Source organism: Gimesia sp. (assembly GCF_048260065.1).
In the GTDB taxonomy this organism is placed as follows: Bacteria; Planctomycetota; Planctomycetia; order Planctomycetales; family Planctomycetaceae; genus Gimesia.
Window position 1 is genome coordinate 135,810 of the sequence record NZ_JBLXHC010000008.1, and the last position, 19,202, is coordinate 155,011.

Consider the following 19,202-nt stretch of genomic DNA (forward strand, 5'->3'; position numbering starts at 1 on the left):
CTTCAGCGAAATAAAAGCAGGGGAAAAGCATTGTCCGCTCCTCCCCTGCTTTCTCTGTTACTTGACCACAAAGTTAATCAACCGTCCGGGAATGACAATCGCCTTCACGATGGTTTTCCCTTCCAGATGCTGGGCAATCGTCTCATCCTGCTCGGCTGTCTGCTGCATGGTCGCCTGGTCTGCGTCTGCTGCAACCGAGACTTTCGATCGTAATTTCCCGTTCACCTGCACCGGGATTTCCACGACCGATTCCTGCAACAATGCTTCATCAAATTGTGGCCAATCCTGATAGGCCAGAGACTCAGCATGCCCCAGTACACTCCACAGCTCTTCGGCAATATGCGGTGCAAATGGTGAAAGCAGCAAGACAAAGTCAGACAGAACCGCTTTGGATCTGGTTTTCAACGGGCCCATTGCATTCGTAAATTCCATCATACGGCTGATAGCGGTATTGAAGGATAACTTTTCGATATCTTCCGATACGGCTTTGATGGTCTTATGTAAAATGCGCAACTGATCTTCATCCGGCGCGTCATCGGTGACCGCTTCGCTTACAACAACTTCTTCCTGTTTTTCATCGATGATTAATCGCCAGACGCGTCCCAGGAATCGACTGACGCCATCGACGCCACTCATGCTCCAGGGCTTAGTCGCTTCCAATGGTCCCATAAACATCTCGTACATCCTCAAGGCGTCTGCACCATACTGTTCCACAACGACGTCCGGATTGATGACATTACCGCGAGACTTCGACATCTTATAAGCACGGCTGTTGACGGCAATCTCAGGATGATCAACGAGTACGAAATTCTCACCCTGTTTCTGTACCTGGTCTGTTTCCAGACTGACAATCTTAACTGGTGCGCCGGATGAGACCTCAATCCATTTGGTTTCAGACTCATCAGATTCGGCAACATCCTTTGCCGATACCCAGGAGCCGTCCGCCTGCTGGAAGCCGGTCAATTCGACATCACCTAAAATCATGCCTTGGTTGACGAGTTTCTGGAACGGTTCCGGACAGGTCACATGCCCACGGTCGAACAGGACCTGATGCCAGAAACGGGCGTAGAGCAGATGCAGCACCGCATGCTCGCCGCCACCGATATAGAGATCAACGGGCAACCAGTTCTTTTCCAATTCGGGATCAAGGAATCGTTCGCTGTTTTTGGGATCGGCGAATCGTAAATAATACCAGCAGGAACCTGCCCACTGAGGCATACTGTTCACTTCGCGCAACAACCGCTTGCCGTCCGTGTCCGTTTTGTATAACCATTCGTCCGGCGCGGAAGATAATGGCGGATCAGGTGTTCCTGCCGGCTTATACTCTTTCAATTCGGGAAGTTCGACCGGTAAACTCTCTTCCGGGTCAGGTCGCATTAAGCCTGAAATCTTGCCTTCCTCATCCAACTCGTGCCAGATAGGAAACGGTTCGCCCCAGAAATGCTGGCGGCTGAACAACCAGTCGCGTAAGCGGTAATTGACAGCCGTCTTTCCCACACCCTGCTCGCTTAACCGACTCGCGATCTCGATTTTGAAATCGGCCGTTTTCATGCCATCAAATTCGCCCGAGTGAATGGCGGTTCCCATTCCGGAAAAAGGAGTCCTTTTTTCCCCTGCGATTTCCGCTTCCAAAGCCTGTTCCTCTTTTGAAGGCTCATATTTCGCAGGTGGCTCGACAACCGGAATGATGGGCAAATCAAACTCGACGGCAAATTCCCAGTCGCGCAAATCGTGCGCGGGAACCGCCATGATGGCTCCCGTTCCGTAGCTGATCAACACGTAGTCGGCAATCCAGACCGGAATTTTTTCGCCGTTAACCGGGTTAATCGCATAACTGCCTGTGAACACTCCCGTTTTCTCTTTCGCGAGATCGGTTCGATCCAAATCACTCTTGAGAGCGGCCTGTTTGCGATACGTTTCGACGGCCTGCTTCTGGTCACCAGTTGTGAGACGATCCACGAATGGATGTTCGGGCGCAAGCACCATATACGTCGCACCAAACAAGGTATCGGGACGTGTGGTATAGATGCGTAATACATCTGCTTCGGGGTCTTCCGGGAATCCGCTTTCACTGCGAGATGATTTCCAGGATGCAAATCCCTGATCCAGATCAGCGTCTGCTTCTCCTGAACCGACATAGAAGTCAACTTCTGCGCCTTCACTGCGGCCGATCCAGTTTTTCTGCAATGACTTGATGGAATCGGACCAGTCCAGTCCTTCAAGACCATCAATCAAGCGATCGCCGTACTTCGTTATTCGCAACATCCACTGCCGCAATGGAATTCGCTCTACCGGGTGACCGCCCCGCTCGCTTTTCCCATCAATAATCTCTTCATTGGCCAATACGGTTCCCAACTCAGGACACCAGTTGACGGGGGCTTCATGCTGATAAGCCAATCGATGGCGATTCTGATAATGACGGATGGCATCTTCACCCGCAGCCTGTACTTTTTCGGGGATCGGCAATTCACTGATGGGACGGGCACGACCGACACGCTGCTTTCCATCGGGTCCCGTCCATTCGAATTCCGCATCGAACCAGGAATCGAATAACTGCAAAAAGATCCATTGCGTCCAGCGAAAGTAATCCGGATCCGTCGTCGAAAATTCACGGCTCCAGTCATAACTGAAACCCAACATCTTTAACTGGCGGCGGAAGGTGTCGATATTTTTCTGAGTAGTGATGCGGGGAGGAGTTCCCGTTTTGATCGCATGCTGTTCGGCGGGTAAGCCAAACGCATCCCAACCCATCGGATGCAACACCTGTTTCCCCTGCATGCGGGCGTGCCGACAGACGATGTCCGTGGCCGTATATCCTTCCGGATGACCGACATGCAAACCTTCACCTGACGGATAGGGAAACATATCGAGAACGTACAGCTTGTCTTTCCCTTCAACAAACTCACCGACTTTGAAGGTTTCCTGCTGATCCCAATAGGTCTGCCATTTGGCTTCAATCCGCTTGGCGTCGTAACGAGGCATTGTGTCCAGTCTTCCTAATTGTTCAAGGGTCTGATTGACCCGGCTGAAAATGATTTTATTGACTCAGCAGGCCAGCACGGCCCGACCTGACATCGTAACAAACAGACAGTAATCCTGTCAGTGATATCTATAGATATAGAGTAAGTTTAGCCATCCGTAGAAACTTTGCAATTCTGCCTGTTTTTGATGTCGGGGGTTTCTTTACGACCTTCGATTTGTCAAAATACACAAGCCTTGTTCCCTGGAACAGCAGATTCGAATTTTAACGTGATTTAACGGCACTCAACTCAGGAGTAAACATAATGGCAGCCCATTCCGATTCCCCATTTAACGGTGAAACCAGCAGACGTGATTTTCTGAAGACTTCCTCTGCCTGGGGATTCGCTGCCCTGACAGCAGGTTCTCTGATTTCAGACACCACTTTTGCAGCAGGTGTTCAGAAAAAAGATGCTCCCGAACACCTCAAACTGAGTCTGGCTGCTTATTCTTTTCATCGTTATATGCAGCAAAGCTGGCCCAAGCCCCGCGAACGAAAAACACCAGCCACCATGACGATCCAGGACTTCGTCCGTTACTGCGGCGAACAGAAACTGGATGGCTGCGAACTGACCAGCTACTATTTCCCTAATCCTGTCAGCGAAGATTACCTGAAAGAAACACGCGATCTGGCAGCTTCCCTGGGCATGGCGGTTTCCGGGACAGCCATCGGAAATGACTTCTGTCTACCCAAAGGCACTGCTCGAGACGAACAACTGGAAATGACACGAAAATGGATCGATTATTCAGCGATTCTGAGTGCTCCCGTGATTCGAATTTTCGCCGGCAAAGTTCCCAAAGGGGGAAATGAAGCCGAAGCGATTCGCATGTGCCAGGCTGGCATTAACGAGTCACTGAAGTACGCTGAGAAAAAAGGTGTAAGCCTCGCATTGGAAAATCATGGCGGAATCACATCCACTCCCGAGCAGATGATGCGGATCATTGACGGAATTGATAAAGCCCCCAATTTCGGGATCAATTTTGACAGTGGCAATTTCCGTACAGAGCATCCCTACGAAGATCTGGAAAAAATCGCGCCCCTGGCCATCAATGCTCAGATCAAGGTGGAAATGGGAGCCCGTGGCAAAGAAGTTCCCGCAGATATTCCACGTATTGTGAAAATTCTGAAAGACGCGCATTACAAAAACTTCGTGGTCCTGGAATATGAAGCAGCGGAAGAGCCCAAAGAAGCGATTCCCGGCTATTTGAAGCAACTGCGAAAACTGATCTGAAGTAAAGCACTTCACTGTCCCGCTATTGATCAAAAGAGATACTGTCATGGAAGAAACGGAAACAGAGCCCGAGGAGAAGGAAAAAGGGCGCGCGTTCTGGAATCATCAGTTACCACTGGAACGTGAGACCTGCATCTTTATTCTGGTCAATGCGCTGGATGTCTTCATGACATACCTGCTGCTGGTGACGGGTAATTTCAGAGAATCCAATCAGCTGGCAAATTATTTTATCGCCGGCTGGGGCATCAAAGGCATGGTCTATTTTAAGTTTGCCCTGGTCGCTGTTGTGACCGTGATTGCCCAGATCGTCGCGCGGAAAAAAATGTCGACGGGTCGCAACCTGCTGAATTTTGGTTCGCTGATTGTCGCCGGCGTGGTCATCTACAGCTTCGCCCTTTTCATGCGTTCGGGCTACCTGTTTAAATAGCGGCTCTTGAAATCAGCTGCCCGCCTGCCCTGCTTCGACCCCCGGTTCCAGCAGGCGAATCAGGCCGGCAAACAGGATGGCCGCTGTCTCGATTCTTAAAATCCCTGCATTCAACCTGACGGATTCTGCCCCCTGGTCCAGAGCAGACTGGAGTTCCTCAGGTGTGAATCCCCCTTCCGGACCAATCAGAATGACCACCGGTGCCTCGGATTTTTCGTCAGATCCAAAGAAATCAAGACCTTTGCCCGCCGGGTCTGCAATCAACAGGCGAGACTCAGTCTGACTTACCTCTGACAGAAACTCATCCCACTTCTGCACCTCAGCCAGTTCCATGAGCTGAATCTGCCCGGACTGCTTGGCAGCAGAGACGATGGTCTGTTGTAATTTTTTCAATCGATTCTCACCCGGATCGACGCTACTGCGTTCGGTCAGGAGCGGAATCAGTTTTGTCACCCCCAGTTCCGCCGCCTTCTCGATCAGCCAGCGAAAGCGGTCCCCTTTGGGAACCGCGGTTGCGAGAATGAGGGGTCGCTGTAAACTGGCCTGAGCTGCATGGATCGCAGTCACCCGGATCTCGACCGATTTCCGCGACGTATTGGTAATTACCCCTTCTGCTTCCGCTCCCGTCCCATTAAACACCAGAATGGTGTCACCAGTTCGCATACGAAGGACATGCAACAGATGATGCGCCTCACTGCCATCCAGCAGAAGCTGATCTGTATCAAAGGGACCGTCATAAAAAAAACGATGTGGCATAAATGTTCTCGGAATCGACCGTCTCAGACTGTGTCCGGTTTTACTGCAGCGTCTCCAGGTCCATTTGGACCGAGTATATTAGATTGACAGACGCCATGGTTAAATGTGTTACGCTCTAGAAAAACTTTAAGCTCTTTAAATTACGTAAGTTGAGAAAAATCAGACAACTCAGGCGGGGTTCGGTCATGCCGATAGCATCGAATGACCGATTTTATCAATAAGAAGAGTTTTAAGTTCAGTGCAATCCTTTGCTGCCTCTGAAACGACACACTCTTCACATATGGATGGTATCCCTCTCCCCGCGTGTTCTGCAAGGAGCAGGGATTCAGAACACGCAGGTTCGAACTCAAAATTCAAACAGGTCAAAAGAGAATCATGTATTGCGATTTCTGGAATTTGACACAGGCTCCCTTCAATCAACGGCTGGATCTGGAATTCTTCTTCGAAAGTGAACTCCACGAAGAAGCATTAGCACGCTTATTGTTCATTGCCGATGAACAGAAAAAATGCGGTATTCTCAGTGGGCCAGCGGGGACGGGAAAGACACTGACTCTGAAAGTCTTTCAACAACTGCTGAAGCGAACCCCTCATCAGTGTGAGATCATCGATCTGATCGGGCTGGGTGAAGAAGAGTTACTCTGGCAGGTTTGCGCCAGCTTACGACTGGGCCCCTCTTTCGAAACGAAATTACCACAACTCTGGCGACAGTTGACTGATTATCTGACCGGCCTGCAGCTTACGCAGGGGCGTCAGATACTGCTCTTAGACCATGTAGACCAGGCGCGGACGGAATGCATCCCGGCGATTGAACGACTGTTGCATACCGGGAATCAACAGTTCCCTTCATTATCACTGGTGCTGAGCCTGGATAAGCTGAACGTATCGCAGGCAGAGACTCTTGCCCGTCTTTCCGATCTGTCGATTGAACTGGATCGCTTCGAGCAGGAAACAACTGAGGATTATATTACCTCGCGATTAAACTGGTCGGGTTGCCAGACCAGTCTCTTTTCTGATGCAGCATACCAGGAGATCCAGTCGGTCAGTCAGGGTATTCCCGAAAAAATCAATCAGATCTGTGACCTGGCATTGCTGGCAGGCTTTGAACAGAACCTGTCCACAATTGATGCCGACGTCGTTAATCGCGTCTGCCATGAAATCAGAGGGACATCTGTTTCAAGAAACCGTATTTCCGAAGCCATCCAGCGTGTATAGAATACTAAAACGTTTTATTCATTCCATACACTCTTTCAATGTTGGCTCAAATGCATGTCTGTCTGTTCGATATTGATGGTACGCTGATCGATACTGGTGGAGCAGGTCAGCGTTCCATTCTACATATGCTCGAAGAAGTCTTTCAGGTTTCTGCCCCCGTGGAAGGCATTCCCACAGCGGGCCGGACCGATCATTCGATCATGGTCGACCTGTTCGAATACTTTAATATTGCCAATACCAGTGAAAACCGACGGCGATTCGAACAGGGGTATCTCGACCTGCTTGCCGACAAATTACAGGAGCATCAAGGGCGAGTCCTGCCAGGCATCAGAGAAATCCTGGAATCTCTTTCCCGGCAGCCCCATGTTGATCTGGGTCTGCTGACGGGAAACTTCGAACAGGGTGCGAAGCAGAAACTGGAACACTATGAGCTGGACCAGTACTTCGACTTCGGTGCTTATGGTGACCATCACGCCGACCGGGATGATGTCGCCCATGAAGCGTTAAGACAGATCCGGGAACGACATGCCGCCGACATCCTGGAACGAACTTCGGTCTGGGTTTTAGGTGATACTCCCAACGATATCACGTGCGCACGTGCTATCGGTGCGAATGTGATCGCGGTTGCCACGGGCGTTTACTCTCTGGAAGAACTTCGCGAGTGTGAACCCGATTTTCTGTTCGAACATTTTGAAGACGTGCAGGCAGTCTTGACTCTGTTTGAACCACCCGAATCTCTGACCTGATCCGGAATGCAATCGTTATTTAAAATAACGTTTTCTGTTCCTGAATTGGTGTGAGACAGTCCGGCGCATCATAAGCCACCTTATTGACCTGTGAGCTTACGGGATATACCTGCATCTCCTCTGCAGGGTAAGTCTGCAGTATCTTTTCCAGCTGAGGGATCGGCGTCGTTTCCGAACCTAACCAGCGTGCATACTGCTCAGGCTGTAAAATGACAGGCATCCGGGGATGGATTGGTTCCAGCAGGGGATTGGCGGCGGTGGTTAAGACGGTACACGTATCGAGTTCTGTCCCATCGGGGCTCTGCCACTGTTCCCAGAGTCCCGCCATCGCAAAGAGGGGTTCCTCGCGTAGACGCACACACATTGCCTGTCGGGAACGGTTTCCGGTACTCTTCCATTCATAAAATCCGTTCGCAGGAATCAGACAGCGCCGATAACGAAATGCATTTTTGAACGCCGGTTTCGAAGAGGCGGTTTCAGATCGTGCATTGATCATCGCCTGACCGGGAGCCGGGTCTTTAAACCAGCCGGGAATGAATCCCCATTGAAAATGCCGAACCTGGTACTCGCGCTGATTTTGAACGACGGCCATGACAGGCTGTGAAGGAGCGATATTATATCGCGGCGTCATCCGTGGAAACGTCACCAGCTGAAACAGCCGCGAGATTTCTTCATCTGGTGAAAACAGAAAAAATCGGGCACACATAATCGACATGAACCTTCATTTGTTTCAAGAGGATAATATGATACTGTTTCAGAGAGCCTGAGCTGAGTTTCATTTTAAGAGATCAGAAAAAGAAATACTATCTATCTGTGATATCGGTTCCCCCACTGATCCGTGCAGTAAGGAAGAGAGACCATGAGCGAGTTACGAAAAATCGGAAACACTGAAATCCAAATCACGCCGATCGCAATGGGTTGCTGGCCGATTTCAGGAGTCACCAGCGTGGATGTCACGGAACAGGCCAGTCTGGCCACTCTGAACGCTGCATATGAATCCGGCATCAATTTTTTTGATACCGCGTATTGCTATGGTTATGAAGGAGAAAGTGAACGACTGATTGCACAGGCATTAGGCGACAGAAGAGATCAGATCGCGATTGCGACCAAAGGCGGTATTCACTGGCAGGGTACAAAACAGGTGCGCGATGCCTCTCCGTCCCGCATCAGGCAGGAGTGCGATGAAAGCCTGCAGAGACTGAACACCGATCGTGTTGAGCTGTACTACCTGCATGGTCCTGACCCTGAGATTCCGGTCAGTGAATCAGCGGGAGCATTCCGGGAATTAATGACCGCTGGAAAAATTCTGTCTGTAGGCGTTTCCAATTTCACTCTGGAACAGCTCCAGGAATTTGCCAGCGTCTGCCCCATTTCAGCATACCAGCCCCGCTACAATATGCTGCAGCGGGACATCGAGAAAGACCGGCTGCCGTGGTGCATTGAGAACAACGTCTCGGTCATGGCTTACTGGCCTTTAATGAAAGGTTTGCTGGCGGGTAAACTTCCGCGCGATCATCAATTCGCACCGGAAGATGGACGGCAGAAATATCCCATGTTCCATGGCGAAGAGTGGGAGAAAAATCAGGACTTTCTCGATATCTTGAAGGAACTGGCAAACGAGATGAATCGAACGGTGGCTCAAATTGTCGTTCGCTGGACCATTCAGCAGTCTGGAATTACCTGTGCCTTATGTGGTGCAAAACGCCCCGAACAGATCGAAGAAAATGCGGAGGCTCTGACATTTGAACTGACCGCAGCCCAACTGGAATCCATTGATCGTGCCATTGAGCAGCGAGGCACCATTCTCTCGTGAGAAGTGCTCACCCTGCTTTAAGGCAGAGTCAAACCTTCACGAATCGAATAACGAGCCAGTTCGACACGGTCATGAATTCCGAGTTTATGCATGATCCGATATTTGTGGCTGTCAATCGATTTTTCCGAGAGATGCATGGAACGGGCGACTTCTTTCACGCTCTTCCCTCTGGCCAGATGTCTGAGCACTTCAATCTGCCGGGAAGTCAGAGAGGTCAGCATGCTTTTTGACTGAATGGAATACCGGTCTTTCTTGTGGTCAAAGATCAGTCGTTCCTGGACCGATTGAGAAAAACAATATTCTCCGCGAGAGGCCTTTTTGATGGCATGGATCAATGATTCGACCGGCTCCCCTTTAAGTAAATAACCTTTGGCATTTACCCGCAAAGCCAGCTCGATGAAAATATCGGAAAGATAACCTGTCAGAAAGATCATTTTCGTATTTTTCAGACGAGAGGAAATCTCTTCGGCAATATCAAATGACCCACGTCCGGGCAGTTCTACGTCTAATACAACGACATCGGGCTCGGTTTCCAGAATCAATGCCAGCCCTTCATCTGCATTTGTGGCTGTCCCGACAACCTCAATATCAGGATCCCGCTGAAACCTGGAGACAATCGCGTCTACCAGAACCATGTGATCGTCGACAAATACGACTCGAATCAGATCTGTTGAAGTTAGCATCTTGGCTGGCCCCCGGATAATTTGAGAATTTAAAGATATCAATTAACTAAGCGGTTCCATCTCAATTCTACAGTTAGTCGTTGTACTTCTGCTCCTCCAGAATTTTTCTGCATTTCTTGGAAAGCTCGAGCACATCACTGGTTGCGGATTCAATCGGAGGAACTAAATCCCGGAGGATGCCTGCTAGTTCCGATTCAATTTCGTTAGATGACAATCCATGAAGATAGTCATGCTGGCACTGTAATATCGTTAGAAAATTATTTAAACGGTGACATGTAGTACGAACGTCTTGAGCAAAGTCAAAACAGTCCTGATGTGATATTTGACCCATTGACAAGTTGTGCCTTTTTGTTACGGGCAATTATATTTTTATATCAGCATACAACAATGTTGGACTGAATTTGTTTTTGGACTTCACTTAATAGATATGACAAATAATGTTTAAGGACTTCTTAACCTAAACCTGTATGTAACTGACAAATAGAATCAGCTCAGGTCTAAAATCTCACTCTCTGCCAAAATCAAAACTTATGGTAAGCAAAAACAAAATGTTTACTCAACTCTAATTGTCAGTTTTTAGAGTATCTTACCTACACTTTTATCGACCTTTTCACTCAAGTTTGTGATCGATTCCTACGGCCCAATACTGGACTACCTTATCCCATATCGGTACACATTTCCATAAACTCTTATGGGGAAACCAGCTAGATTGCTTCAAGACAGTCAGGAGGAATTCCCATGTTTTCGAAAACCCGTGGTTCCTTAAAGAAAATAATCACTATTTCTATAAGGAGGGATATCCCTTAATTTGGCGTGAATCACCTCCACTACAGTCGCTACAGCCGGAATCCTCAGCAAGCTCAAACAAGCCGAAGAATTATTATTCGGATTATCGTGTTGATATTTTGGCACATGTATTTTTTCGTGATCTATGTTCTAAGTGCACATTTAATTTAGAAGCATCGTTCGTCGTCTGACTACTGTTGTGCATTTCAAACTGCAGAAATGAAACTCCATCGACCTCATGACTTCTATAAAAAATCTCAGAACAACTGAATCACTGAAGTGGAATGATTCTCAGGAAACAGGAATTGGATAATGACGTCAACCAGTATCGCCGGTAAGTCTGAACTCACCGCAGAATTTGTGAATCCCATCATTAGCGCAACGATTTCTGTATTTGAAATGATGCTGGATTGTACGCCAAAACGAACCGGATTGAGCCTGAAACAGGACCTGATTCCCCAGCACGAATTGAGTGCCGTCATTGGAATTTCTGGAAAAGCTGCAGGAACGTTAGTACTAAGCCTTTCCAAAAGCGTCGGCATCGGTGTTCTGGATCGACTGGTCGGCATCACCACAAATGAAATCAACGACGAAGTCTGTGATGCAGTCTGCGAATTAGCAAACATGATTGCAGGATCGGCAAAGGCACAGCTGGAACATCTGGAAGCTTCTATCAGCATTCCCAATATTATTACAGGCAAGGGACACACGGTTCATTATCCATCCAATGTCTCTCCCATATGTATCGCTTTTGACTCAGAAATCGGAACCTTCTCAATCGAAGCAGGATTTTCTGATCGCTAAACGACCTGTTTAAAAACGTGTTTTTAATCGACCAATCGAATTTAAAGTACATAAAGGCTAATTCCATGAAAGTTTTACTTGTAGATGATTCAGGCACAATGCGGACAATCCAGAAACGATGTTTATCGAAACTGGGGATTGAAGATGTGACCGAAGCTGAAGACGGCGTTCAGGCTTTAGAATTGTTTGTCGCCTCGAATTTTGACATCGTGTTAAGTGACTGGAACATGCCAAACATGGACGGCCTGCAACTGCTGAAAGAAATCCGTCAGCGCAACAAGGATATCCCGGTCATCATGATTACGACAGAAGCAGAACGTGCCAGAGTCGTCACGGCGATCCAGGCAGGTGTTTCCGACTATCTGGTCAAGCCATTTACTCCCGACAGTTTGAAAAGCAAACTGGAACGCTGGGTTACATCCAACGCTTAAATCACAGCAGTAATTCAATACTTCCGTTCTATCTGAAATCCAATCAGTAGAAGTCTGGGAATAACCGGTTGGTGAATATCAGCTTCTTTAAATACCGCTATTTGAATATTGATTTGCATCTCCACAAAGGTCACAGAAAATGATTTCTCCTGAAAAAATCTGGTCTTCTGATCAATTACCAACTTTGCCTGCTGTCGCCGTGAAATTGCTGGATCTTTCCAAAAATCCGGATACAGATATCAAAGAAGTAATTGATACGATCAAAGCAGACCCGGCGATCACAGCGAAAATATTGAAAGCGAGCAATTCATCATTTTTTGGTTTAAGATCGGAATGCAAAGGAATCGAACGGGCTGTCCCACTGCTGGGAACAATGGTCGTTACTTCGCTGGCATTAAGCTTTTCACTGTCCGAATCAGCAATCACACAAGGCCCACTCAAATCTCGCTTTGACGCCTACTGGAAACAGTCCATCATTCAGTCGGCTGCGGCAGAACTGTTAGCGACAAAATCCGGCAATGATCTGAAATATGACAGCTTCCTGATCGGGTTGCTGCAGGATATCGGTCACCTTGCCATGCTCAGATCGATTCCAACGGAATTACTATCCGTTCTGGAACAGGCAGAAAAAGAACAACGGGATACAGCGGAAGTCGAAACAGCAGAACTGGGAATCAACCACACAGAAGTCGGTGTTAAAATGATGGAACGCTGGCAATTGTCAGAACAGTTCCAGACGGCTATCCAGCATCACCATGACTCATTAGCACAGCTGAAATCTCTCGAATCACACCCTGACTTCAACCTGATTATCATTATCGCCACTTCTGCAGCAATTGGCGACTACTTCTGCTCTGCGAACAGTGGTCTGGCATTACAGAGACTCCAGGATTTAACTTCTGAGTTTTATAACATGCCACACGATGATCTGCATGGATTTCTGGAACAGGTACAGTCACGCTTCGAAGAAGCAGCTCAGATTTTCGCAGTTAACATGGATGATATCGAATCTCCGTTTGAAATCATGGCGAAGGCCAACGAGCAACTGGTTCAGATGACCATGAAAGCCCAGGTTGATACAACTCAGGCGTTTGCCCGGCAGGCCGTCATTGAAGAACAGAAGAATAAACTGGAATCAGAAAATAAACAGCTCCAGAGTAAAGCCATTCACGACCCGCTGACGAAAACCTACAATCGCAGCTACTTCAACGAAAATTTTGAGAAGGAACTCTATTCCTGCTCTCGTGCTGCACAACCGATTGGTATTATCTTTTCCGATATTGATCGCTTCAAAAAACTGAACGATACTTACGGACATCAGTTCGGCGACCTGGTATTACAGCGTGTCGCCAAAGTCGCCAGCGAATCGACAAGACGCTCGGACGTGTTCTGTCGATACGGCGGTGAAGAGTTCGTGATCATGGTCAACAATCCTTCTGAAAACGGGATTCGCGACCTGGCAGAACGACTCCGAAAACTGATCGAAAACGAAGTCATCGAATTCGAAGGAACTCGTGTCCCTGTCACTGCCAGTCTGGGAGCCGTCGTGGGAATCCCTCCCAGAGACTTAACCGGATTCGCAGAACGACTGGTTGCCGAAGCAGATGAAGCGATGTATGAGTCCAAAGAGAACGGTCGAAATCAGGTACATGTCCGTTCAATTATCAGCCAGGCAGACCAGGAACTTCAGAAACTGGTGAAGCGTTGCCGCTTCAGTCGCTGGCTGGTAACTAAGGAGGTCTTTGATATTCCTACCATCTCCAAAGCACTGCTTAAATGCACAAAACAGCAAAATCAGCCACGAATCGGCGAAATTGCGATTGCCGAAAAAATGCTCACTGAAGATGACGTTTCCAAAATTCTGGAACTTCAGGAGCTGAAGGGACTGCGATTCGGCGAAATTGCAGTTCAGCAGAATTTCATGACTCAGGAACAGACGGCTTATCTGCTGGCTCTGCAGGTTGAACCGCCGATCGTACTCGGAAAAACTTTAATTTCACTGGAATTACTGGAAAGTACGCAGGCTGCTGAACTGATCAAGCAATATCTTGCAGAAATGAAACCCTGTTCAATACCAGCAGAGGAACGCCGGAATCAGTTAGCAAATTCGTAAATTCTATTTGAATTCAAGCTGATCTGGACATTGTACACAAACTCCGATCATGCCATAATCCACAGATTTTACATACCGCCAGTCAACAAGCAGAGTTCTTGTTTTCACAGTCCTATAGGAAAATGGATTTTCCAGATTTAACCCACTTACAATAATCCCCAAACTACGGAGGGCGATTGAGATGAACTTAATCGCTGATACGTCTACGCAACTGGATGCAACACACTTAGTATCCACAACAGAACAGCCACACTCAGATCAGCACGCTCATGCAGAGCCGCCTGCCTTCTATAGTGTCATACCCTTTGCGTTGCTGTTACTGTGCATCGCTTTCCTGCCCCTGATTCATAAAACCGAAGAGTGGTGGGAACACAACAAAAACCGCTTTCTGGTTGCGGTCAGCCTCGGCCTGGTCACACTGCTCTATTACACATTCATTTATGGGCATGGAGTAATCGACCACGGGACACATGAGATGTCTGCCCCTGGAATTCCGGCAGCAATCGTCGTTCTTAAAAATGCCTTACTGGTGGAATACATTCCGTTTATTGCCCTGCTCTTCAGCCTGTATGTGATTAGTGGTGGCATTGCCTTCAATGGAAATCTGGTAGGCCGTCCCGGTCTGAACACCGGCATCATCGCCATTGGTGCCGCCATTTCCAGTTTCATTGGAACCACCGGCGCGGCCATGTTACTGATTCGTCCCCTGCTGAAAGCAAATGCAAAACGCGATTATGTCGCTCATACTGTCATCTTTTTCATATTTGTTGTCTGTAATACCGGTGGATGTCTGCTGCCGATTGGCGACCCGCCGCTCTTCCTGGGCTTCCTGAGAGGCGTTCCCTTCACCTGGACACTGACTCTGTGGCCGATGTGGCTGGCGATGAACCTCTGCCTGCTGGCGATTTATTTCGTCTACGACACCATTCGCTATAAAAAAGAAAACCGGGAAAAGGTCGAAGCACCTCCCGAAACGATCGAACCATTTGCACTACGTGGCGGGCTGAATTTTCTGTGGCTGCTGCTGGTGATTTTCTGCGTCGCCTTGCTCGACCCGTCCAAACCGGTTCCTTACACCAATGGCTGGCATGCTCCCCACTTTTTCAGGGAAGTCTGTATGTTTGGTCTGGCAGGCCTCTCTCTACTGACCACTTCCAAAAGTATTCGTGAGCAGAACTCCTTTAACTATGAAGCCATTCTGGAAGTCGCTGCATTGTTTGTGGGTATTTTTATCTGCATGCAGGCACCCGTCCAAATTCTGAATGTGTATGGTGGATCACTGGGCATTGATGCCCCCTGGAAGTATTACTGGGCCACAGGTTCACTCTCCAGCTTCCTGGATAATGCGCCTACTTATGTCGTCTTCTTTGAAACCGCCAAATCGACTCCGTCAGTTGGACCACAGATAGCAGAAGTGAATGAACTTGCCCTCATCGCGATCAGTCTGGGCTCGGTCTTCATGGGTGCCATGACTTATATCGGCAACGGGCCTAACTTCATGGTGAAAGCCATCGCCGAAAAGAATAACATCAGAATGCCCAGCTTTTTCGGGTACATGGTTTACAGCTGCCTGGTACTGTTACCACTGTCAGTTCTGTTGACGTTTGTGTTCCTGCTTTAGACCGTCACAGAATTAAACAAGATATAACAAAACAGGCAGCCAGAGATATTTTCTCGAGCTGCCTGTTTTTGATTAATGTAACCGGTTCGCTGCAGTTTTATTTCTGCTTCTTACCACCGGCGACTTTCTTTAAAACATATTTCCGTGCCACTGGCTGATTCACTTCGTAAATCTTATCTTCCAATGCCATCGCAGCCGCTTCACTCTCCTTGATCACCTCTTCCTGGCTGGCCAGCTGTTTTTCCAGACGCTCCAGTTGTGCGACCTGTTTCGCATTTTTTTCGCCGGTCTGGGCATCCAGTTCCCGTTTAATCCGTGCAAACTGCTGAAACGCGCGCCAGCTGTTCCGTTTATTTTTCACGGGACCGTCGTTGCGTTCTTTGTTCAACAACGCCACTTTCATCGCCTGTTGATATTGAGGCGTTTTCGCGTTGCCCTGTAATTCAATATGCTGGGCTAACGTGGTATTAGAATACTGACCAGCCACTTCGCCGTCGATCGTCAGTTCATAACGACCAGCAGGCAGACCGTGAATCGACAATGCTTCCTGGCTCATCCGATGGCCCAGCTTTGTCAGTTCAGCTCCCAGCTGTGCTTCTTCCGGTACAACCCACGGCAGGCTGTCTGCCAGCCAGGTGAAAGAGACACCGTCATCACTATAAACCAGATCCGTCAGTTTTCCGCCTCGTGCGGTTGATGTCGGCTCTCCATTGGCTTTTTCACTGATCGTGATGCGGGAAACCTGACGTTGTACATTCATGTCAGAAAGCAAAGCATACGCCATTACCACCTGACCTGGAGCATCGGGGTGAATGGCATCACGAATCAGAGTGAACTTGGGATCTTTCTGACGGGCGGTAATCGTGATGTTATTCAAGGGAGCATACATATCGACAAAACCGAATCCGGATTCTGCAGCCACTTCACGCAACCAGGTTCCGTAATACGCGAGGACCGAGTTGTACAACTCGACCGCACTGGGATCCCGCTTCCGCGTTCCCATTCTTGCTGCCCGCGCGTCGAACATGGTCGGCGTCATTAAGATGGGTTTTGCATGAATCGCTTCAATTTTTGAGATCAGCTCTGTCATATCTTTATAATAAGTCTGGAAGATCTGTTCATTGAATGGCTGATACTGTCCGTCATTCATGCCCAGCAGAATGGTGACATACTTGGGTTTGTAAGCAGCCACATCCCGATCAAAACGGGCCAGAGCATCCCAGGCCTTGGCTCCACCAACGCCTGCATTATGGAACTTCAATCGCATCTTGGGATAGCGGGTATAAAAGAAGTCTTCCACATATTGCGTATACAGACACTGATGCGTGATGCTGTCCCCCAGAAATACAATGGAATCTCCCGATTCCAGTTCCATCTTTGACAATGGTGCTTTATGAGCCTGCTGTTGTGCTTCCTGAGCCTGTAACAGACCCGCTGTCATAATGAGCGTACAAACGGTGATAGCATAGACCAGATTTGTTCTGATCATCGAAATTCTCATGATGTTTCCCCTGCTTCAATTATAAAAAAGATGGCCTGCATGCAAATTCATGTAAGCCGTTTGACTATTCATGTAAAAGCTAATGTCCTTTGAATTTATCTGTTTTGCAAGCGTCATGTCTCCTGCCCGCTGAATTTCGGTCGATTTACTGACCGACAGACCTTCAGCAGATCATTGATTTTCACGAACTGTCATCCCAGGCGGGTGCATGAGGGGAGTGGGATCTGCCACCGGCAACTCCAGACGATCTACCGTCTTTTGATCGAGAAATACGGCGGCAGTCTGATCAGCAAATACCAGTTGCCACTGGGGATTGTTTAACAGACCATTGATTTCGTTTCGCGAAAATCGACTGTCCAGAATGATCGCGGGAAGTTGGCCGTTTTCATCTTCCAGTAGAGAAGCCCAATCAGGCGTGTTAGCCATGTTATAGGCCATCTGCTGTTGAAACTGTTCATATAACTGAAACGTCTCTTTGGAATTGACTTCCAGTCGGCCGTCGAAAAACACTTTCTTTTCCGGCCCATTATGAAAAATATAAACCGCTGCCTGCCCATTGTTTGAGACAAAGGCACGATCTGGCATTCCTGGCTGTCCCGCAAATTCGGAAGCCGCATGCGCATACCATGCTTCCTGCTCTCCCAGCCCCAGAACTTTTCCCTCTCCTCCCCACTGATGCCAGTAACCGGTCAACAGACTGACCATCAGAAACAGCAACAGGATAGCGCAGCTCCCGTTTTTAAGTAACGATTCATCCAGTAATCGAAGTGAACTCCTGGCGGCGGTTTCCCCCTGAGAGGGCTCTTTCCGTAACGCAACCATCCGTAACCAGTCCGATAAATTATCGCTTAAGATGATTCCCGAGATCAGAGCGAAGATGGCCGTATTGCGCGAAGCCTTTATTGCCAGATGAGTAAATGCTATGAAGAGCAGAATCCGAAACGGGTTCACACGTTTTGAGATCAACAGAGGAATAAAACTGCAAAAAGTCAGTATCGCCAGCAGGACCTGTGAGAACAGAAACAGATTCCACAGGCCATGCTGTCTGATAAAATCCAGCGGCCGTTGAAATTCACCGACTCTCACGGAATAAAAAGCCTGATCAACGGAGAACTTTTCATACAGCGTCAATGGGAACAGGAAACCCTGCTCGAAATAGGGATTCAGAAAACAGGCAATCACCGTCACTACACCCGCTCTGACCAATGTAACGACAGACAGCGAATTGTCAGGCGCATCGATACCAAATCGCCCCTGTGCCCAATGTCGAATCAGATAGTCCAGCACAAATATTCCACTAACTACCAGGCCCAGCACGAATAAGGCATGGCTGTTGACCCACAGTAATGCGATGAGGGGAATCAGATAGATCAGCCTGGGATGAGTAGAAAGCTGACTGATGACATACATCCAGATCGCAAGGTACAGCAGTGATAACATCTCAGGTCGAACGACAGAGCGACCTGACAGACAGATTACCGGTAAGATCCAGCACAACGCTTTCCAGCAGGCCGGCAATGATCTACCGGACGCATACCAGGCGACACCAATCGTCAGAGCCAGACAGAGTGACTTGGCCAGAATCAGTAAATCCACGCCTCCCCAACGATAAAGCCAGGTCACGAGAATCTGAAACCCCCAGTGCAGATCAATCCAGGGGCGATCATAATCAATGAAAGTAAACCAGTCGAAATAGGGGACCGTGCCACGCTCCAGGATCAATTGCCCTGTTCGCAGATGCCACCAGATATCCATATTCCGTAACGGAAAGCAGGCAACCAGAAATGTCCAGGTCAACAGCAGGCCTAAAAAGAAAAGCTCGACGGGCAGACGACTCGCATGCGGAAACAGCGAGGTTTGTTGCCCCACTTCCACAGGCAGTTCCGCTGCAGGGGGAACTGCTTCAACTGTTTTTCTGGAAACCCGTTTCTCAGTCTTACTGGAAGACTTTTTTCCTTTACGGGACATATTGCTATCGCCTTTACCGACCTCATCAGAAAGAAAGTGAGACTCTCAGTTGCTATTGTAACGCAGGTCCGTCCTCATAAAAATAAACAGC

15 protein-coding genes are annotated in these 19,202 nt (G+C 48.5%); 9 read left to right on the plus strand and 6 right to left on the minus strand.

The features are described 5' to 3' along the window. Nucleotides 1-57: 57 nt before the first annotated feature. The gene (gene leuS / locus ACN0YN_RS16525; protein ID WP_417386132.1) at nt 58-2,982 is read right to left on the minus strand and encodes a leucine--tRNA ligase; all 2,925 of its coding nucleotides are present in this window, start codon (nt 2,980-2,982) and stop codon (nt 58-60) included. Nucleotides 2,983-3,284: 302 nt separating this feature from the next. Between leuS and ACN0YN_RS16530 the strand changes: the two genes are divergently transcribed. Both ACN0YN_RS16530 and ACN0YN_RS16535 read left to right on the plus strand, forming a co-directional pair. Beyond that, nucleotides 3,285-4,250: a TIM barrel protein gene (locus tag ACN0YN_RS16530; protein ID WP_417386133.1), complete on the plus strand. Its 966-nt coding sequence runs from the start codon at nt 3,285-3,287 to the stop codon at nt 4,248-4,250. Nucleotides 4,251-4,296: 46 nt separating this feature from the next. Continuing rightward, entirely contained in the window at nt 4,297-4,677 is a 381-nt protein-coding gene (locus ACN0YN_RS16535; protein WP_417386134.1) for a DUF5658 family protein, read from the plus strand. A gap of 12 nt (nt 4,678-4,689) precedes the next feature. Here the strand turns inward: ACN0YN_RS16535 and ACN0YN_RS16540 are convergent, their stop codons facing one another. Then, nucleotides 4,690-5,433, minus strand: a complete 744-nt coding sequence (locus ACN0YN_RS16540; RefSeq protein WP_417386135.1) for an RsmE family RNA methyltransferase — start codon at nt 5,431-5,433, stop codon at nt 4,690-4,692. 375 nt (nt 5,434-5,808) lie between these two features. On the opposite strand from ACN0YN_RS16540, the gene ACN0YN_RS16545 reads away from it, so the two are divergent. Together ACN0YN_RS16545 and ACN0YN_RS16550 are read left to right on the plus strand one after the other, a co-directional pair. After that, complete coding sequence (locus ACN0YN_RS16545) at nt 5,809-6,645, plus strand: ExeA family protein (RefSeq protein WP_417386136.1); 837 nt, start codon at nt 5,809-5,811, stop codon at nt 6,643-6,645. Between the two features lie 50 nt (nt 6,646-6,695). Beyond that, nucleotides 6,696-7,391: an HAD family hydrolase gene (locus ACN0YN_RS16550; protein WP_417386137.1), complete on the plus strand. Its 696-nt coding sequence runs from the start codon at nt 6,696-6,698 to the stop codon at nt 7,389-7,391. Between the two features lie 19 nt (nt 7,392-7,410). Here the strand turns inward: ACN0YN_RS16550 and ACN0YN_RS16555 are convergent, their stop codons facing one another. Further along, on the minus strand, nt 7,411-8,097 hold the full coding sequence (locus ACN0YN_RS16555) for an SOS response-associated peptidase (RefSeq protein ID WP_417386138.1): 687 nt from the start codon (nt 8,095-8,097) through the stop codon (nt 7,411-7,413). 153 nt (nt 8,098-8,250) lie between these two features. On the opposite strand from ACN0YN_RS16555, the gene ACN0YN_RS16560 reads away from it, so the two are divergent. After that, a complete protein-coding gene (locus ACN0YN_RS16560; RefSeq protein WP_417386139.1) occupies nt 8,251-9,204 on the plus strand; it encodes an aldo/keto reductase in 954 nt (317 codons plus the stop codon). Between the two features lie 17 nt (nt 9,205-9,221). Here the strand turns inward: ACN0YN_RS16560 and ACN0YN_RS16565 are convergent, their stop codons facing one another. Beyond that, nucleotides 9,222-9,887: a LuxR C-terminal-related transcriptional regulator gene (locus ACN0YN_RS16565; RefSeq protein ID WP_417386140.1), complete on the minus strand. Its 666-nt coding sequence runs from the start codon at nt 9,885-9,887 to the stop codon at nt 9,222-9,224. Between the two features lie 1,098 nt (nt 9,888-10,985). On the opposite strand from ACN0YN_RS16565, the gene ACN0YN_RS16570 reads away from it, so the two are divergent. The 4 genes from ACN0YN_RS16570 to ACN0YN_RS16585 all read left to right on the plus strand — a co-directional run bounded on the left by ACN0YN_RS16570 (nt 10,986) and on the right by ACN0YN_RS16585 (nt 15,642). Further along, entirely contained in the window at nt 10,986-11,477 is a 492-nt protein-coding gene (locus ACN0YN_RS16570; RefSeq protein ID WP_417386141.1) for a chemotaxis protein CheX, read from the plus strand. 65 nt (nt 11,478-11,542) lie between these two features. Then, entirely contained in the window at nt 11,543-11,908 is a 366-nt protein-coding gene (locus ACN0YN_RS16575; protein WP_417386142.1) for a response regulator, read from the plus strand. A gap of 139 nt (nt 11,909-12,047) precedes the next feature. Next, entirely contained in the window at nt 12,048-14,021 is a 1,974-nt protein-coding gene (locus ACN0YN_RS16580; RefSeq protein WP_417386143.1) for an HDOD domain-containing protein, read from the plus strand. A 181-nt stretch (nt 14,022-14,202) separates the two neighbouring features. After that, nucleotides 14,203-15,642, plus strand: a complete 1,440-nt coding sequence (locus ACN0YN_RS16585) for a sodium:proton antiporter (RefSeq protein ID WP_417386144.1) — start codon at nt 14,203-14,205, stop codon at nt 15,640-15,642. A 97-nt stretch (nt 15,643-15,739) separates the two neighbouring features. Here the strand turns inward: ACN0YN_RS16585 and ACN0YN_RS16590 are convergent, their stop codons facing one another. Continuing rightward, nucleotides 15,740-17,131, minus strand: coding sequence for an SGNH/GDSL hydrolase family protein (locus ACN0YN_RS16590; RefSeq protein ID WP_417386145.1), 1,392 nt, complete (start codon nt 17,129-17,131; stop codon nt 15,740-15,742). 183 nt (nt 17,132-17,314) lie between these two features. Beyond that, complete coding sequence (locus ACN0YN_RS16595) at nt 17,315-19,111, minus strand: hypothetical protein (RefSeq protein WP_417386146.1); 1,797 nt, start codon at nt 19,109-19,111, stop codon at nt 17,315-17,317. Between the last annotated feature and the right edge of the window lie 91 nt (nt 19,112-19,202).

What these genes read in the sequence shown, in the direction of transcription:
- ACN0YN_RS16575 (WP_417386142.1), top strand. Translation starts at nt 11,543, where the DNA reads ATGAAAGTTTTACTTGTAGATGATTCAGGCACAATGCGGACAATCCAG.
- ACN0YN_RS16585 (WP_417386144.1), top strand. Translation starts at nt 14,203, where the DNA reads ATGAACTTAATCGCTGATACGTCTACGCAACTGGATGCAACACACTTA.
- ACN0YN_RS16595 (WP_417386146.1), bottom strand. Translation starts at nt 19,111, where the DNA reads ATGTCCCGTAAAGGAAAAAAGTCTTCCAGTAAGACTGAGAAACGGGTT.
- ACN0YN_RS16560 (WP_417386139.1), top strand. Translation starts at nt 8,251, where the DNA reads ATGAGCGAGTTACGAAAAATCGGAAACACTGAAATCCAAATCACGCCG.
- ACN0YN_RS16565 (WP_417386140.1), bottom strand. Translation starts at nt 9,887, where the DNA reads ATGCTAACTTCAACAGATCTGATTCGAGTCGTATTTGTCGACGATCAC.
- ACN0YN_RS16550 (WP_417386137.1), top strand. Translation starts at nt 6,696, where the DNA reads ATGCATGTCTGTCTGTTCGATATTGATGGTACGCTGATCGATACTGGT.
- ACN0YN_RS16540 (WP_417386135.1), bottom strand. Translation starts at nt 5,433, where the DNA reads ATGCCACATCGTTTTTTTTATGACGGTCCCTTTGATACAGATCAGCTT.
- ACN0YN_RS16570 (WP_417386141.1), top strand. Translation starts at nt 10,986, where the DNA reads ATGACGTCAACCAGTATCGCCGGTAAGTCTGAACTCACCGCAGAATTT.
- ACN0YN_RS16530 (WP_417386133.1), top strand. Translation starts at nt 3,285, where the DNA reads ATGGCAGCCCATTCCGATTCCCCATTTAACGGTGAAACCAGCAGACGT.
- ACN0YN_RS16535 (WP_417386134.1), top strand. Translation starts at nt 4,297, where the DNA reads ATGGAAGAAACGGAAACAGAGCCCGAGGAGAAGGAAAAAGGGCGCGCG.
- ACN0YN_RS16555 (WP_417386138.1), bottom strand. Translation starts at nt 8,097, where the DNA reads ATGTGTGCCCGATTTTTTCTGTTTTCACCAGATGAAGAAATCTCGCGG.
- leuS (WP_417386132.1), bottom strand. Translation starts at nt 2,982, where the DNA reads ATGCCTCGTTACGACGCCAAGCGGATTGAAGCCAAATGGCAGACCTAT.
- ACN0YN_RS16590 (WP_417386145.1), bottom strand. Translation starts at nt 17,131, where the DNA reads ATGATCAGAACAAATCTGGTCTATGCTATCACCGTTTGTACGCTCATT.
- ACN0YN_RS16545 (WP_417386136.1), top strand. Translation starts at nt 5,809, where the DNA reads ATGTATTGCGATTTCTGGAATTTGACACAGGCTCCCTTCAATCAACGG.
- ACN0YN_RS16580 (WP_417386143.1), top strand. Translation starts at nt 12,048, where the DNA reads ATGATTTCTCCTGAAAAAATCTGGTCTTCTGATCAATTACCAACTTTG.